Origin of the sequence: Colwellia psychrerythraea 34H, from assembly GCF_000012325.1 — a bacterium.
Taxonomy (GTDB): Bacteria; Pseudomonadota; Gammaproteobacteria; order Enterobacterales; family Alteromonadaceae; genus Colwellia; species Colwellia psychrerythraea_A.
The window spans coordinates 4,387,735-4,404,323 of the sequence record NC_003910.7 but is presented as its reverse complement, the minus strand read 5'-3'; the positions used below and the strand labels follow the sequence as shown (position 1 = coordinate 4,404,323).

The window sequence follows — 16,589 nt, the reverse complement described above, 5'->3', positions numbered from 1 at the left end:
AAAATATTTATACAAATTATCAATGTAAACTTTAAACTTTAACCTTTTAAGTTTTAGAATATTAAAGAAAACTCTCTTTATTTTCTATCGCTAAAGGTATCGTTGAACATTATTTATATAATGAAGCATCATCAGGATTTGGCCTCGTTTTAAAACGTCTGTGCAACCACATGTATTGTTCGGGTTTTCGTGAAATTGCTTTTTCCAACTCTTGATTGATACGAGTGACATCAGCAATATTATCTTGAGTGGGAAAGTTTTCTAATGGCGGCATGATTTCCAACGTATAGCCACTGCCATCGTCGTTTCTTACTGGGATAATCATCATGGTTTCTACATTTTTTTGACGAGCAAAGATTAAAGTACCCGTTGTCGTTGCTGCCTCTTTAACACCAAAAAACGGCACAAAAACACTACGATTTCTGCCATAGTCTTGATCGGGTAAGTAAATACATGCTTCGCCATCTCTTAGCGCTTTCATTAAGCCTTTTACATCACGCTTACCTAACATGTACTTATTCGAACGACCTCGACCTCTGAACTGAAAGAACTCCATCAATTGATTATTATGAGGACGATAAAAAACAACCATAGGGTGGCCATAACCAACGCCTCTTGCATTCATTTCGACACTTAAATAATGCATCGCAAGCAGTAAAACGCCATTGCCTTCTTTACGTGCTTTTTCAAGGTGCTCTAAACCTTTGACTTTAAACTTTCGTTTTACTCGCCAATCAGGCCACCACCAGCCCATGCCGGTTTCAAAAAGTGCAATGCCTGTATTTTCAAAGTTTTTCTTTAATAATATTTGTAATTCATCTTCACTTTTGTCTGGAAAGCATAATCTAAGGTTCGTTAAGGCTACGTGTTTACGCTTGGAGCCAATTTTCATTAATAATCGGCCGAGCATACGTCCCATGAACAGCTGAAGTTTGAAAGGCAGCCATGAAATAGTGTAAAGAATAAAAACGCCTAACCATGTAAGCCAATATTTGGGTAATAAAAAAGACAATTTAAAATCTGGCTGTAAAACTTTATTGCTACTCACAGTGTTCTCTCTGAGGAATATGTAGGTTCATGATTATACCTAAGTTACTTTTAAATAGGCAATTAACTTATTATCTGCTTTCAAGTAGAATGGTGAGTATTATTTTACATACTATTAATTGCTGGTCGCTATGGTTCAAAGAGAAAAAAATGTCGTCAATGAACAAGAGATTGAATTGATCATCGGTAATTCAAACTCTAATTTTTCTGGCGTAACATCAACTATGTTGCAAGTTTTGTCTCATGAGCAAAGTTTGATCAATTTACGAGTGATGGGTAAGCATCATTTACCTGATGAATCATTATCGATTAGCTTTTGGCAAGTTGCGAATTTATCTACAAAGCCACTCCCTAAAGGTAAGTTTAGAATTTTTCATGCCCGTCGTGTTGATGAGATGATCCAAGCTCTATTATTAAAATATGTATTTCGCGTTAAATTAAAAATTGTTTTTAGTAGTGCAGCTCAGCGTTATCGATCAGGTTTTACATTATGGCTAACGGATAGAATGGATGCGGTACTTGCTATGTGTAAAGCCTCAGCAAGTTATTTACACCGAAAACCTGATGCTATTATTTACCATGGAGTAAAAACGGATATTTATCTGCCAGCAACAGATAAAAGTAAAGCGTGGCAATCTCTTGGTTTACTTCCAGAAAATAGCGCTAAAGGTAAAAAGGGCATTGCTATATTAGGGCGAGTCCGTAAGCAGAAAGGGGTGCACCTATTTGTTGAATCGTGCATCGACATATTAAAAGATAGACCTGATTATACAGCGGTGATTGTTGGCTCAATATCTTCGAGCAATGAAAGCTTTGTCAATGAATTACAAAGTAAAATTGACCAAGCTGGGTTAACTGAACGTATCGTGTTTGCTGGGGAGCAAAACTTTGCTGATATTCCTAAAATATTTAGCAGTTTGTCATTAGTCGTTGCCTTGAGTGAAAATGAAGGTTTCGGTTTAACTATTTTAGAAGCTATGAGTAGTGGTGCAGCAGTATTGGCCAGCGAGGCGGGTGCTTGGCCTGAAGTTGTGCGTCAAGGTGTTGATGGTTACGTTGTGCCTATTAATGATTTAGACGCAGTTACCGAAAAAATGTCGCTGTTATTAGCTGATGAAGAGAAACTAATGCAAATGGGGCGTGATGGCCGTGAGCGGGTTTTAGAACATTATTCAGTTGAGCGAGAAGCAAAAGAGCTGGTAACGTTTTTTAGAAGTTTGATGTAAATAAAATAAACTAAAGTTATATAAGTATTATTATAAAAAAAAGTGACAAGTAGCGTTGTAATCTACTTGTCACTTTGATTGTAAACAATGGGTTATGAGCGACTAATTAGCGACCATCAAACCAGAGTTAATAGCATTTATATCTTGATCAGTGATTGTACCTGCAGCACGTTTTAATAATAAAACGTTTTGGATATAAGCATAACGCGTTGATGATAAATTACGTTTAGCGTTATATAAATTACGCGTGCTATCTAATACATCAACAATAGTACGAGTACCCACTTCAAAACCAGCTTCAGTCGCTTCAAGAGCTTTTTGAGCACTTAATACCGATTGTTCAAATGCTTTGATAGCCGAAATAGCAGCAATTACCGTATTGTAAGCATTACGGGTTGTGCGAACTACGCTACGGTGTGTTAAAGATAAATCTTGGCTAGCAAATACAAAGCTATTTTGTGCTTTACGCACTGAACTTTGAATAGCGCCACCTGAATAAATAGGAACATTTAACTGTACGCCTATCGAGTAACCATTAACGCCAGGTAAGTCTGCGGATGCCGCACTTCCAATCGTTTGCTCTTCATCCTTGCCATTATAGTTTGCACCAAAGTCTAGCGTAGGATAATGACCAGCGCGGGCAATATCGATATTATCTTGCGCGATATCTATGCCTACTTTAGCGGTAATTAAGTCGAGGTTTTTCGCTTCTGCAGTGACTTGCCACTCATCAGCGCTATTTGGCACCGGAGTACTAGTACTGAAACGTTGAGTATTTAATACACTAACGTTTTTAGGGTAGCTATTCGTTATTACTCGTAGTTCTTCTTCGGCTTGGAAAATCGCATTTTCCGCACGAATCTCTTCGGTAACAGCACTATCAAATTGTGCTTGTGCTTCATATACATCAGTAATAGCGGTTAACCCAACTGAAAAGCGTTGCTTAGTTTGCTCAAGTTGACGAGCAATGGCATCTTTTTCAGCGGTAGCAAAAACGAGATCATCTTTAGTGCTAAGTAAATCAAAATAAGCCTTAGCAACGCGAGTAATTAAATCTTGCTTTGCTACTTGATAAGTTAAATCACTTTGATGGGCTGCTTTTTCTGCATTATTTAAACGTAACCAGCTATCGTGATGATAAAGCTGCATATTTAAGCTAGCGCCATACGTTAAGCTGTCTGACTCTTGATTGATAATTGAAGTGTTATCAGTGCCGACAAACTCTTGTTCACCTATAGAGTAGCCACCATTAGCAGAAATTTGTGGTAATAAAGCAGAGCGTGCTTGTACTATATCTTCTTTTACTATCATAAACTGAGCTTGTGATTTAAGTACCACAGGATCGTTTAATAAAGCCTGTTGATAAACGGTAAGTAAATCATCAGCCTGTGCTTGTGTACTACTAATAGCAGTAGTTATCGCTATAATTAGTGTGCTTAGTGTTTTATTCATGAGTAAGGAATTCCTTGGGTGTATTACTCTTGTTCTATATTTATAGATATTCGCTGGTAGAGTATCCTACATGGATTTTTAAATTAACCAAATAAAATAACTGTTTACTAGTGTAACAAATTATTATTAAAAAGAGATACTTGATGAAAAGTAATAAAAATAAGCCGGATGCTATGCTGAAGTTTGATAATGAACAGGTGTCTGTGCACTCAGTGGTAACGAAATATCAGGGCTTTTTTAAGATGAATGAATATTCACTGCAGCATAAACTTTTTTCGGGAGAGCAAAGTCAGCTATTTACCCGAGAAGTTTTTGAACGTGGTGATGCTGTGGTCGTCATGCCTTATGATGCAAAGCAAGATAAGGTGCTATTGATAGAGCAGTTTAGACCTGGTGCTTTAAGAGGGGATGACAGTCCTTGGTTATTAGAATTTATTGCGGGGATGTTTGACGAAAATGAAACGCCAATAGAAGTCGCTATAAGAGAGGCCAAAGAGGAAACTAATTTAACACTTTGCCCTAATGATTTAGTACCTATGATGCAATATCTTTCTAGCCCTGGCGGTATGAGTGAGCGGATTCACCTATATTTAGCGCACTTTAATAGTGATCTAGTAACGGATGGTGCTATTCATGGTTTGCCTGAAGAAAATGAAGATATTTTGTTACATATTGTCAGTCGCACTCAAGCTTTGGCGCTATTGACCGATGGCAAAATCACTAACGCAGCTACTATTATCGGGTTACAATGGCTGGCACTGAACTATCAATCGTTATCGATTCAATAGACAAGCACTAAATAGTCATGCCACTGGAAGTAATATTTCTAAAGATATTAGTGTTTGAAATGGCAGTTAAGAGGCAACCATGAGTTTTTTTCCTAACAAAGCGTTTAATAACGCAGGTAGAAAAAGTTACCAACCTAACTTAGTTAGTTTGATGACCTTGTGTGCCAACAATTATATGTTACTGCAAAAAGTATTAGCAGGTAAAACGGCACTTAGTGAAATTCGACAATTTTTTATCAGTGACTTCCTCTCCTATAGCGTAACGATAACAGAAGTAACTCGTTACACCTCTGTTATCTGTTTTGAGCAAGATAGTTTAAGCTCATCTTTTAAAAATATTCCGAACATTGTTGCCACTGCACTTCATCCACGCATGACTATTCGGTTATATCATGATGCTCGTATGGCGGAAGTTCTTTCAACACAGGACATCAGGCAGGTAAAGCCTCGTTACGATTACCCTAATAGTCAAATGCACCAACAAGATGAAAAACAACAAATCAATCAGTTTTTAAATGAATGGCTACATTTATGCTTACGCTTAGGGCAAGTAAATGTAGAGCTGCACTCTTAATTTATAAAGAGCTAATTTATAAAGAGCTAATTATAAAGAGTTAACTGATGAAGTATTAATTTATGACCATAACAGAACCTTATTCTCCAAATAACCAACCTATTACTTTTGCACAAATAACTGATAGTCATCTATTTTCATCAGTTGACGGCTTACATCATGGCCATAATGTCCTCGCTAATCTTAAAAAAGTTTTACTGAGTATTTGCGATAACCCATCCATAAAATATATCATTTTTACTGGGGACTTGACTCAAGACCACACTGAGCAGTCTTACCAAAATTTTGTTGATTGTGTGCTTGAGTGTCATATTACTGTGCCTATTTATTACTTGGCAGGCAATCATGACGAGCCAAAACTATTAGACAAATATTTTTCAGCATCACCGTTTCAAGCAGACAAAGAAATTAACTTGTCGCATTGGCAAGTTCAACTCGTTGATAGCAAGAGTGCCACTCCAGCAGGGTATGTTGGAGAACAAGCACTGGTGAAACTAAAAGATGCTATCCAGAAAAATAAAAATCAGTTACTTATGATGCACCATCATCCGATTGATGTTGGTTACTTTATTGATAAGCATGGTTTACAAAACAAGGATGCTTTTTGGCAAGTTATTAACTCCTATGACAATATAAAAGCGATTGCGTGTGGGCATGTCCATGGTGATATGACGTTAACTAACGCTATAACCAGCCCAATAAATGAGCCGGTTGTTTTATATACTTGTCCTGCTACATCGATTCAATTTGATCCAACGGTTGATGGTGTAGCTGCTTTAAGCAAAGGGCCAGGATATAGACTTTTTTCTTTATATGCAGATGGCCAATTAAACACTGAGGTTGTCATGTTATAAATAATGAAGCATAACGAGAAGATGATAAGTCAAAGCGTTATGGTTATTCTTTTCTAAATAGAGCGCCTATTTAGTAACTAAAATTAACTATTAAAATTAATAACTAAAAGTAAAAGCTTAATAATGAAAAAAAACATCCTCCATATTCATGGTTTTAACTCTTCTCCATTATCGTTAAAAGCAGAACAAACCCGTAAATACATGGCTAAAAACTTCCCTAATGTCGGATTTTACTGCCCTCAATTAGCAACAACGCCAGCGAACGCGATGAGTCAATTAGAGCAGCTTATTGAAACACATGATTCAAATGCAAAATGGTATTTAATCGGCTCTTCATTAGGTGGTTATTTTGCTCATTATCTTGCAAAAAAATATGACTGTTTAGCGGTATTAGTCAATCCAGCAATAACACCTTATGAACTGTTGCACGATTATATTGGTGAGCAAGTTAATCCTTATACCGAGGAAGTCTACCAAGTGACCGAAGATCATATGCAGCAGTTGAAAGCGCTTGAGCAAACTGCACCAACAATTGATTGTACGGAAAAAAATAATTACCTTGTTATGGTACAAACGGGCGATGAAGTGTTAAATTACCAACAAGCTGTGGAAAAATATCAATATTGTCGATTAATAGTACAAGAGGGTGGTGACCATAGTTTTATCAACTTTGATAATTGCTTACCTACTATCAGTGATTTTTTTCAACTTGATAATACCAAACGGATTAATTCTCGCTAAGTGATTAATATAGTAGTCAGGTTTATATAGCCACAAATAAAATTAGCAATGTGCAATATAGCCTAAATCTTTTAACTGCGATCAAATTGAGTTTCAAATGACTGACCAATACAATTCCGACTCCATTGAAGTACTTAGTGGTTTAGAACCCGTTCGCCGCCGCCCAGGCATGTATACCGATACCACTAGACCTAATCATTTAGGTCAAGAAGTTATTGATAACTCAGTGGATGAAGCGCTTGCCGGTCACGCACAAAATATTAGTGTTATTTTAGAAAAAGATCAGTCACTTGAAATAATTGATGATGGTCGTGGTATGCCTACCGACATTCACCCTGAAGAGGGTGTGTCAGGGGTTGAGCTTATTTTCTGTAAGCTGCACGCAGGCGGTAAGTTTTCTAATAAAAGCTATCAGTTTTCAGGTGGTTTGCATGGTGTTGGTATTTCCGTAGTTAATGCCTTATCAACGCGTGTTGATGTCAGTGTTAGACGAGACAGTAAAGTCTATGAAATGGCATTTGAAAACGGTGACAAAGTTGAAGAGCTGCGAGAAACAGGCACAGTAGGAAAACGAAACACAGGTACGAGTGTTAAATTTTGGCCCGATGCTAGCTATTTTGATACTTCGAAATTTTCGGTGCGCCACCTTACGCATTTACTTAAAGCTAAAGCGGTATTATGCCCAGGCTTAACCATTAAATTTCATGATAAAATTGAAGATAAAAAATATCAGTGGTGTTATGAAGATGGTCTTACCGATTACCTAAAAGATTCAGTAAAAGATTATGTTTCATTACCTGAAGACCCTTTTGTTGGCAGTTTTACTTCACAACTTGAGGCGGCCGATTGGGCTGTTACTTGGTTACCGGAAGGTGGTGAAAGTATAGGTGAAAGTTATGTTAACTTAATTCCAACCATTGCCGGCGGTACACATGTTAATGGCATGCGCCAAGGGCTACTTGAATCGATGCGAGAATTTTGTGAATTTCGTCATCTATTACCACGCGGTGTCAAACTAACGCCGGATGATATCTGGGATAAATGTAGTTATATCCTATCTATCAAAATGCAAGACCCGCAATTTGCCGGGCAAACCAAAGAACGATTATCGTCACGTCAATGTGCCGCTTTTGTTAGTGGCGTAGTCAAAGATGCTTTTAGTTTATGGCTAAACGAGCATACAGATAAAGCAGAACTCTTAGCTGACTTTTGCATTAATAACGCCCAAAAACGTATGCGTGCTAGTAAAAAAGTAGTGCGTAAAAAAATCACTCAAGGACCCGCGTTACCTGGTAAGTTAACTGATTGTGGTAGCCAAGATTTAGCGCGTACCGAGTTGTTTTTAGTGGAAGGTGACTCAGCTGGCGGTAGTGCTAAACAAGCTCGCGACCGAGAGTTTCAAGCGATAATGCCACTGCGAGGTAAAATCCTAAACACCTGGGAAGTCGATTCAGGGCAAATTCTTGCTTCGGTAGAGGTGCACGATATTTCAGTGGCACTGGGCATTGACCCCGACAGTGATGATTTATCTGAATTACGTTACGGTAAAATTTGTATCTTAGCGGATGCCGATTCCGATGGACTGCATATTGCGACTTTGTTATGTGCCTTATTTATGCAACACTTTTTACCTTTAGTACAAGCTGGTCATGTCTACGTTGCCATGCCACCGCTTTATCGCATTGATATTGGAAAAGAAGTTTTCTACGCATTAGATGAAGCAGAAAAAGACGGTATTTTAGACCGAATTGAAGCAGAGAAGAAACGTGGGAAGGTAAACGTGCAACGCTTTAAAGGTTTGGGTGAGATGAACCCACCGCAATTACGTGAAACTACTATGGATCCTAATACCCGTCGATTAGTACAGTTAACCGTTGATGAACATAGTGAAACGATGGAATTAATGGATATGCTACTTTCTAAAAAGCGTAGTCCAGACAGAAAAATTTGGTTGCAAAGTAAAGGTGATATGGCAATTGTTTAAAGTTAACGTAGATATAAATTAGCCATAAGTTCGCTATAAGAGATAATTCAATAACTAGGGAGAGGAAATGAATACAGAGCATATTCCAGGGTATTTGGCTGGCGCTAATAGTGATCCTTTAATGGTTGTAATGGCTGTTATTCTTATCGTTTTAGTTTTAATCGCGGGTGTTTTCTACTTTAAATTACATGCAGTTCCTGAGCATATTGCTCACGGGAAAAATCATACCCAAATACAGCTGATCACAATATTAACTATTTTAGCTTTATTTACTCATAACAATATTTTTTGGGTTGCAGCTTTGGTGCTAGCCGTTGTTGAACTACCTGACTTCTTAACCCCTTTACAATCTATTGCTAAGTCTTTAACGACTATTGCTCAAAGTAAAGAGCAAAAAACACAGAAAAAGACTGAAGATACAGTAGCAGTAAAGGAGGATAACTAAATGTTAGAAGTTTTACTTTGTTCGCTTATTACTATTTTGCCGGATTATTTATTCCGAAAATATCGCCAAGGTAAGGCTTGGGGAAAAGAAATTACCTTTTTCACCATGTGGTATGAGCTACGGTGGGGCATAACAGCGTGTGCGATGTTATCTATATCATTAGTAACGCTAATTTTTTATTATCACCCATCAACCACTAACGCTGCACCACTATTTAGAACCGTTTCTATAATGCCGGAGAAAAGTGGCAGGGTTCAGCATGTATTTGTTGAAAATCATCAGAAAATTAAAGCCGGTACGGCTATTTTTAGCATGTATGATGAATCTCAAATGGCGGCAATTGAACAAGCAGAAGCAAATATCAGGCAAGTTGAGGCTGAGTTTTCTACCGCCTATGCACAACTTACGGTAGCAAAAAGTAACGTGGAAAAAGCTAGAAGTGCTTACATGCGTTCGAAGAATGAATATGATCGTAAAAAGGAGCTCTCACTAAAAGGTAATAATATTATTAGTGAAAGCGAAGTGCAAAAAATGGCTGATACTGTGGCAATAAATGAAGCGGGTTTATCAGCATCTTCAGCCAATCAAGTTTCAGCCCAAGCCGTCATTGATAATATTTTACCGGCAAAAAAAGCCAGCGCAATTGAAGTGTTAGATAGTGCAATTGTTGATGAAGCTAAACGTACTGTTTATGCCCATATTGATGGCGAGTTACAGCAGTTCGCGTTGCAACCAGGTGACTTTGTTAATCCAATGATTCGCTCTGCCGGTATGATAGTACCTTCTTCTGGTGAAGCATCAGGTAGAGAAGCCGTTCAAGCGGGTTTTAACCAATTAGCGGCGAATGTTATTAAAGTAGGTACTTTTGCTGAAATAACGTGTTTATCTAAACCTTTTACCATCATTCCTATGAAAGTAGATAGCGTTCAAAGCGTTATTGCAACAGGTCAAGTTAGAACCAATGAGACCTTGTTAGACGTGCAAGAACGTGCGCGACCAGGCACGCTAACGGTAAGATTAGTACCACTGTATGAAGGTGGGCTTGATGGCGTAATCCCTGGAACAAAATGTGTAGCAAATGCTTATAGTTATCATCATGAGTTGATTGCCAGCGGAACACTCAGTACTCCAGAGACACTTTATTTACATATGGTTGATGCTGTAGGGGTTGTTCATGCCATTATCCTTCGCATGCAAGCCTTGTTATTACCTGTTAAGGTTTTAGTCTTTTCAGGGCATTAAACACCTAAGTGTTAGTGAATAACTCATGCAATAACATTGTTATGATTATGTAATAGAGTTAAGTTAGAAAATCCTCTTTTATAGAGGATTTTTTATGGCTTAAATATTACGATTTAACTCTCAGGCTAAATAGTTCTATACTGCCATTCTCGGTGAATGCCGACCTGCTTATTTAGGAGTTAGTATTTGTTGTGCTTTATGAAAAAAATGCCCCATGCGAGTCAAATCGTTATCAGTATTTCCCTTTTCCTTATGTCAATGGTTGCTGTCGCTCAAAAGACGATTGATATTAAAAAATTTAATCTCGTTGCCGAACAAGTAACAGAATTGAAAAAGACTGATCTAGTACTTTCCCTTAAACAATTAACTACTTTTGAAAATGTGCTTAGTGCGCTCACTGTTGAACAAAATTTGGTTTATTTCAAACTACTTGCGGAAATACAAATTGAACAAAATAGATATAGTGCGGCTAAAAAAACGGCGAATGAAGGGCTCATCATAGGGAGAAGACTTGCTAGTCCAAGCATATTAATGAGTGAACTATTGTACTTAAGAGGTTTTTCATTTGAAAGTTTAGGGAATATTCCTCGGGCAACTAAAGAGTATAAAAAGGGCTTAGAAGTAGCGGAGTCTTTACACAATAAGATACAAGTAGCTCTTGGGCTTATTAACTTAGGCGCTATTGCTTATTTAACGGATAACTATAAGCGCTCTTTAGTTTTGCTTAATGATGCTTATAACATCGCAGGACAAACTGATGATGAAGAGCTTAAAGGTACCGCTAACACTGAATTGGGTATTCTCTATTCTCTGTTACGACAAGGTGATCAGTCTATGGCTTATTATCAGCAGTCATATAAACACTTTAAAAAGGCTGGCCTGTTATTATCTGCACATAACAGTTTGCATAACATTGCCATCACTCATATTCGCGAAAAACGTTACGAACAAGCAATAACCGTCTTTAAAACGATAATAGCTGAATCAAATAAAGATACTTCAAGTGACAGTATGTTTACTGTTTATTCAGGTATGGCTTGGGCTCATTTAAAGAAAAAAGACAGTAATATTGATGCCGCGCACCAATATTTATTGCTGGCCAAACAGTATTTACAGTTCACTGAGAAAGTAGATTACCGTTTACAGTTTTATTTTGATGAAGCGAGTGTTTTATACAAATTAGAGCGCTTTGATGAAGTATTGATAAGTATAGCTCGTATTGAAAAAATACTAGTTAATCATGAGGATATGCCTAAGAGAAAAAGAAAAGGTTATGTCAATATCATCAACCTTAAAGCTAAGGTTTTTTATAAACAAGAAAAATTTAAACAAGCTTATGAGACAAAGTCTAGAGTGATCGCGTTAACAGAAAAACTCTATGAAAATGAAGATAATCGCTCCATTGCGCAAGTTCGTCTAAAGCTTGAAGCCGAGCAGGCAGATAAGCAAAATGAAATATTAAACAACCAAAAATCCCGTTACGAAGCTAGCTTCAATGAAGCAAAATTAGAGAATGAAGAGCAGCGAATATATCTGATTATTAGTGCTTTACTTGCCTTAGCTTTTGCGTGGGTGTTAGTTAAATTAATTCAAAGTCAGAAGAAACTAAAAGTCGCCTTGAACGTTGATAAACTTACCGGGACGGCTAACAGGCGTCGCTTGATGGTAAAGTCTCAACAGGCTTTTGAATTAGCAAAAGTTAAACAATATCATTTGAGTTTAATGATGATTAATATCGATCATTTTAAAGGTATTAATGACAGCTTAGGCCATAGTATTGGTGATGAAGTTTTAGCTAAAGTCGCTTTTATTGGCGCTAATATGGTGCGAAAGAATGATGTTTTTGGTCGTTTTAGCGGTGGAGAGTTTATGGTGTGTTTACCAAAAACCAACTTGAAGTTGGCAATGGAAACAGCAGAGTGTATTCGCGCTGCTATTAATGAACATACATGGCAGCTTAACAATATTGAAAAAATTAGCGTCAGTATTGGTGTTGCTACCTTAACTGATGATAGTGAATTAATCAGTTTAGTTAAAAGAGCTGAGGAACAACTTTATCAAGCTAAAGCCTCGGGGAAAAATAAGGTGTGTGCCCAATGAAATTTATCAGTCACATCATATTCATAATATTGGTTGTCCCGTCGATTTGTATATCGATGTGTCAGGCGAATGAGCTTGCTAAAGTACCTGTTTTAGATGAGGGAGAAACTAAAAAAAGTAACTTGTTGCATATTCCACCAACAAAAATGTTACCCATCAACCCTGAATTACTCTTCTTAATTACACAGTTAAAACTAAAAAGTATCGAAAAGAATAAAATTGAAATAGCACTTGCACAGCTGACTTTATCCACAGCACCATTAAACCCTGCAGAGCAATATTTACTTTTAGTCGCGCAAGCGTTATTGAAAGAAAATGCAAATGATAAAAATTCTGAGAGTCGTAACAGTAATAATAGCAGTAATATTATTACTGTTTTGGAACAGGCAGGAAAGTTATCGGAACAAATTTCTGAACAGCAATTAGCACAACCTGAATTTTTACAGCTGCATTTATTATTAGCCGATCACTACGCAAGACAAAGAAAATATGATTTAGCTTACCTAGAAAAAAAATCCTATTTAACAACATATAATATTTATCGTAAAAATAAGCGTATAGCTATGATTGCCTCTTTAGAGCAATCATTTGAAGTTAAAGATAAAAAAGCCAATAACGCATTGATGGAAAGTCAAAATAAGTTAAAAATTCGCCGAGTTGCTGAAGTACAAGACGAAAAAGCTGCGCAGCAATATAATTTCACGCTGATTATCAGCACAGGTATCGTCTTTGTATTGATTTTATTCAGACAGTTAAGAATACGTAATAAACTTATCCTCTTGACTCGAACAGACGCTTTAACTGGCTTATCAAACCGTAATACTTTGTTTAAACACGGTGAGAAAATGGTGTCTAGTTTTACAGAACAGCCAGAAGAGTTATCGATATTATTGTTAGATTTAGATCACTTCAAAAAAATTAATGATAGTTTTGGCCATGATATTGGCGATGAAATCTTAATGGCAGTATCAGATTTAGTTAAAGAAACCATGCGTTCTCGTGATTTGCTTGCTCGTTTTGGCGGCGATGAGTTTGTTGCATTATTACCTTTTGCAGACAGCAATAAAGCAAAAGCTATTGCCATGCGTATCAATGAAAAAATTTCGCAGTATGATTTTTCATCTTTAGTTTTACAAAGTAGGGTAACTTTCAGTATTGGTGTTGCAACGATGGCTGATAATAAAATGAGCTTCGACGACTTATTACATGATGCCGACTTAGCTATGTATCAAGCGAAAGATCAAGGCCGAAATACCGTTATTTGTTATCAAAATATCTCTGTAGCAGGATGAAGGTATGCTAATACCCATTCTATTAAATTAATTACTACGGAATCCTGCTCTTTGATTAGTAACAGGTGTAGACTATGTATTATACCAAACGGATTAACTTATTGGTCAGCTTAGAGCTACATTAGCGAGCTTAAAACAAGGAAAATGAGTTAACCATAGTTATTCTATATTTGATTCATTTTGTGATGTTGTTAGTTTGCTAGTGAGTTCCCGCAGGGCGATATTAAAAGGCTTACATACAGCGTTATTGATTTTGACAAGGGAATAACCATTCTCTTCATTCAATGCCTTGCCTCTAAGCCTTTTAATTCTCGCTAAGTGATCAATAAGTTAGTCCGATTGGTATTATTAAAGCTTTTGTTACTTTTATCTATTTTGTCTAAGGTCATAATCAGATAAGCTATAATCGTTATCCTCAGGTTACTTTGGTTTACTTTAACCAATGTCATAACCTTAATAATAAAAATAATTAGACTCGTAATATCAGGAAAATCAATTCATGTCAGATGCGCTCGAATATAGCCTTGATGGAGTAGAACAGGTCCCATTAAGACGTTTTACTGAAGAAGCTTATTTAAACTATTCCATGTACGTAATTATGGACCGTGCTTTGCCACATATTGGTGATGGCTTAAAGCCCGTGCAAAGACGCATAGTTTATGCAATGTCAGAGCTTGGTTTGTCTGCGACTGCTAAATATAAAAAATCAGCCCGTACTGTTGGTGACGTATTAGGTAAATTTCATCCCCATGGTGATAGTGCTTGTTATGAAGCTATGGTATTGATGGCGCAACCTTTTTCTTATCGATATCCTTTGGTGGACGGGCAAGGAAACTGGGGAGCACCCGATGATCCTAAATCGTTTGCCGCAATGCGTTATACCGAGTCGAGATTATCACGTTTTAGTGAAGTATTACTTGCTGAACTAGGGCAAGGCACTGTTGATTGGCAGCCAAATTTTGATGGCACCATGCAAGAGCCAAAAACACTGCCTGCGCGTTTACCTCATATTTTACTCAACGGTATTACGGGCATTGCCGTCGGTATGGCAACGGATATTCCACCACACAATGTGCGTGAAGTTGCTGATGCTTGTGTGCATTTAATTGAAAATCCTAAAGCAGAAGTGAGTGACTTACTTGAGTTTGTTAAAGGGCCTGATTATCCTACAGATGCTGAGATTATTACCCCGAAAGCCGAAATTGAAAAAATATACCAAACAGGGCGTGGTAGCATAAGAATGCGCGCTGTTTATGATGTAGAACAGGGTGATATTGTCATTACCTCACTTCCTCATCAAGCCTCGGGTGGTAAAATATTAGAGCAAATTGCGGGACAAATGACAGCGAAAAAACTGCCTATGGTAGTCGACCTTCGTGATGAATCTGATCATGAAAATCCTGTACGTCTTGTCATTATTCCGCGTTCAAACCGTGTTGATGTTGAACAATTAATGCAACATTTATTTGCCAGTACCGATTTAGAAAAAAGTTATCGCGTTAACATCAATATGATAGGTTTAGATAACCGTCCTGCAGTGAAGAACTTGCTGGTCATTTTATCTGAATGGCTTGAATACCGTCGTGAAACAGTACGCCGTCGTCTGCAATATCGTTTAGATAAAGTATTGGCGCGCTTGCATATTCTTGATGGTTTGTTGGTCGCTTACCTAAATATTGATGAAGTCATTGAAATCATCCGTGGCTATGATGATCCAAAAGCAGAGTTAATGTCTCGCTTTGCCTTATCGGACACTCAAGCTCATTCAATTTTAGAGATTAAATTACGTCAACTGGCCAAGCTCGAAGAAATAAAAATTCGTGCCGAGCAAGATGAACTTCGTATAGAACAAGATTATTTAGAGAAGATCCTTAATTCAAAAGCACGCATGAGCACGCTGATGAAAAAAGAGATCCTTGCTGCAGCAGAACAGTATGGTGATGATCGCCGCTCTCAATTAGTTGAACGTAGCGAATCAAAAGCACTTACCGAAAAAGATTTAGTACCAAGTGAGGCGGTAACCGTTGTCGTTTCTGATAAAGGTTGGGCCCGCTGTGCTAAAGGTCATGATATTGATCCTACCAGCTTAAGTTATAAAGCGGGTGATGGTTATTTGTGTGCTTCAAAAGGGCGAAGTAATCGCCCTGTGGTATTTATAGGTTCTGATGGTCGTGCTTTTACTACTGACGCGCATACCTTACCAACAGCACGCTCTCAAGGTGAACCATTAACGGGACGCTTTAACCTTTCAACAGGGAAAACCTTCGTCCATAGCATAATGTCGGATGACGATGCTCAATATCTGCTAGTCAGTGATGCCGGTTATGGCTTTGTTAGTAGTTTTGGCGATATGGTTAGTCGAAATAAAAATGGTAAAGCATTAATTAGCTTACCTGAAGCCGCTAAAGTGTTGATGCCGCAATGCATCAACAATATTGAAAATGATAACTGCCTCACTATTACTAGCGAAGGGCGTATGTTGGTTTTTCCGGTTAAAAACTTACCAGTACTCAGTAAAGGTAAGGGTAATAAGATTATCAATATCCCTTCTGCACGATCAAAGTTACGTGAGGAATTTGTTAGTTTACTTTGTATCATCCCAGAAGGCGCGGCAATTACTCTGCATGCAGGCAAACGCAAGCTTACGCTAAAAGCGGCAGATATCGAGCACTATAAAGGTGAGCGTGGTCGTCGTGGCAATAAACTACCTAGAGGTTTACAACGCGTGTCAGCAGTAGAAATTGAATCGGGTTCTGTGACTAACTCTGATGAGCAAAGTGAAAATGAAGAGCCTAAAGCGAGCGAGTAAAGCTATTACGGTGTACTCATAAACGAGTAGTTTGC

At 37.7% G+C, this 16,589-nt stretch carries 13 protein-coding genes; 11 read left to right on the top strand and 2 right to left on the bottom strand.

What is annotated here, in order from left to right; genetic code table 11:
• Positions 1–109: 109 nt before the first annotated feature.
• Positions 110–1,048 (bottom strand): LpxL/LpxP family Kdo(2)-lipid IV(A) lauroyl/palmitoleoyl acyltransferase, encoded by a 939-nt coding sequence (lpxL, locus tag CPS_RS18730; protein WP_011044915.1) that lies wholly within the window; start codon positions 1,046–1,048, stop codon positions 110–112.
• A 130-nt stretch (positions 1,049–1,178) separates the two neighbouring features.
• Between lpxL and CPS_RS18725 the strand changes: the two genes are divergently transcribed.
• Complete coding sequence (locus CPS_RS18725; RefSeq protein WP_011044914.1) at positions 1,179–2,273, top strand: glycosyltransferase family 4 protein; 1,095 nt, start codon at positions 1,179–1,181, stop codon at positions 2,271–2,273.
• A gap of 102 nt (positions 2,274–2,375) precedes the next feature.
• On the opposite strand, the gene tolC is transcribed toward CPS_RS18725, so the two are convergent.
• Positions 2,376–3,725, bottom strand: a complete 1,350-nt coding sequence (gene tolC / locus CPS_RS18720; RefSeq protein WP_011044913.1) for an outer membrane channel protein TolC — start codon at positions 3,723–3,725, stop codon at positions 2,376–2,378.
• A 143-nt stretch (positions 3,726–3,868) separates the two neighbouring features.
• Between tolC and CPS_RS18715 the strand changes: the two genes are divergently transcribed.
• From CPS_RS18715 to parC, 10 genes are all read left to right on the top strand, one after another.
• A complete protein-coding gene (locus tag CPS_RS18715; protein ID WP_011044912.1) occupies positions 3,869–4,513 on the top strand; it encodes an NUDIX domain-containing protein in 645 nt (214 codons plus the stop codon).
• 79 nt (positions 4,514–4,592) lie between these two features.
• On the top strand, positions 4,593–5,087 hold the full coding sequence (locus tag CPS_RS18710) for a DUF1249 domain-containing protein (protein ID WP_011044911.1): 495 nt from the start codon (positions 4,593–4,595) through the stop codon (positions 5,085–5,087).
• 62 nt (positions 5,088–5,149) lie between these two features.
• On the top strand, positions 5,150–5,941 hold the full coding sequence (locus CPS_RS18705; protein WP_011044910.1) for a metallophosphoesterase: 792 nt from the start codon (positions 5,150–5,152) through the stop codon (positions 5,939–5,941).
• A 123-nt stretch (positions 5,942–6,064) separates the two neighbouring features.
• Positions 6,065–6,682 carry a YqiA/YcfP family alpha/beta fold hydrolase gene (locus tag CPS_RS18700; protein WP_011044909.1) on the top strand — a complete coding sequence of 206 codons (618 nt, stop codon included), beginning with the start codon at positions 6,065–6,067 and terminating at the stop codon, positions 6,680–6,682.
• A gap of 97 nt (positions 6,683–6,779) precedes the next feature.
• Positions 6,780–8,666 carry a DNA topoisomerase IV subunit B gene (gene parE / locus CPS_RS18695; RefSeq protein WP_011044908.1) on the top strand — a complete coding sequence of 629 codons (1,887 nt, stop codon included), beginning with the start codon at positions 6,780–6,782 and terminating at the stop codon, positions 8,664–8,666.
• 67 nt (positions 8,667–8,733) lie between these two features.
• Complete coding sequence (locus tag CPS_RS18690; RefSeq protein WP_011044907.1) at positions 8,734–9,111, top strand: hypothetical protein; 378 nt, start codon at positions 8,734–8,736, stop codon at positions 9,109–9,111.
• Complete coding sequence (locus CPS_RS18685; protein WP_011044906.1) at positions 9,112–10,353, top strand: HlyD family secretion protein; 1,242 nt, start codon at positions 9,112–9,114, stop codon at positions 10,351–10,353. It begins immediately after the preceding gene.
• A 198-nt stretch (positions 10,354–10,551) separates the two neighbouring features.
• On the top strand, positions 10,552–12,453 hold the full coding sequence (locus tag CPS_RS18680) for a tetratricopeptide repeat-containing diguanylate cyclase (protein ID WP_138140315.1): 1,902 nt from the start codon (positions 10,552–10,554) through the stop codon (positions 12,451–12,453).
• Positions 12,450–13,745: a GGDEF domain-containing protein gene (locus CPS_RS18675; RefSeq protein WP_011044904.1), complete on the top strand. Its 1,296-nt coding sequence runs from the start codon at positions 12,450–12,452 to the stop codon at positions 13,743–13,745. Before CPS_RS18680 ends, CPS_RS18675 begins: the two co-directional genes overlap by 4 nt.
• 499 nt (positions 13,746–14,244) lie before the next feature.
• Positions 14,245–16,554, top strand: coding sequence for a DNA topoisomerase IV subunit A (gene parC, locus CPS_RS18670; RefSeq protein ID WP_011044903.1), 2,310 nt, complete (start codon positions 14,245–14,247; stop codon positions 16,552–16,554).
• Positions 16,555–16,589 lie beyond the last annotated feature (35 nt).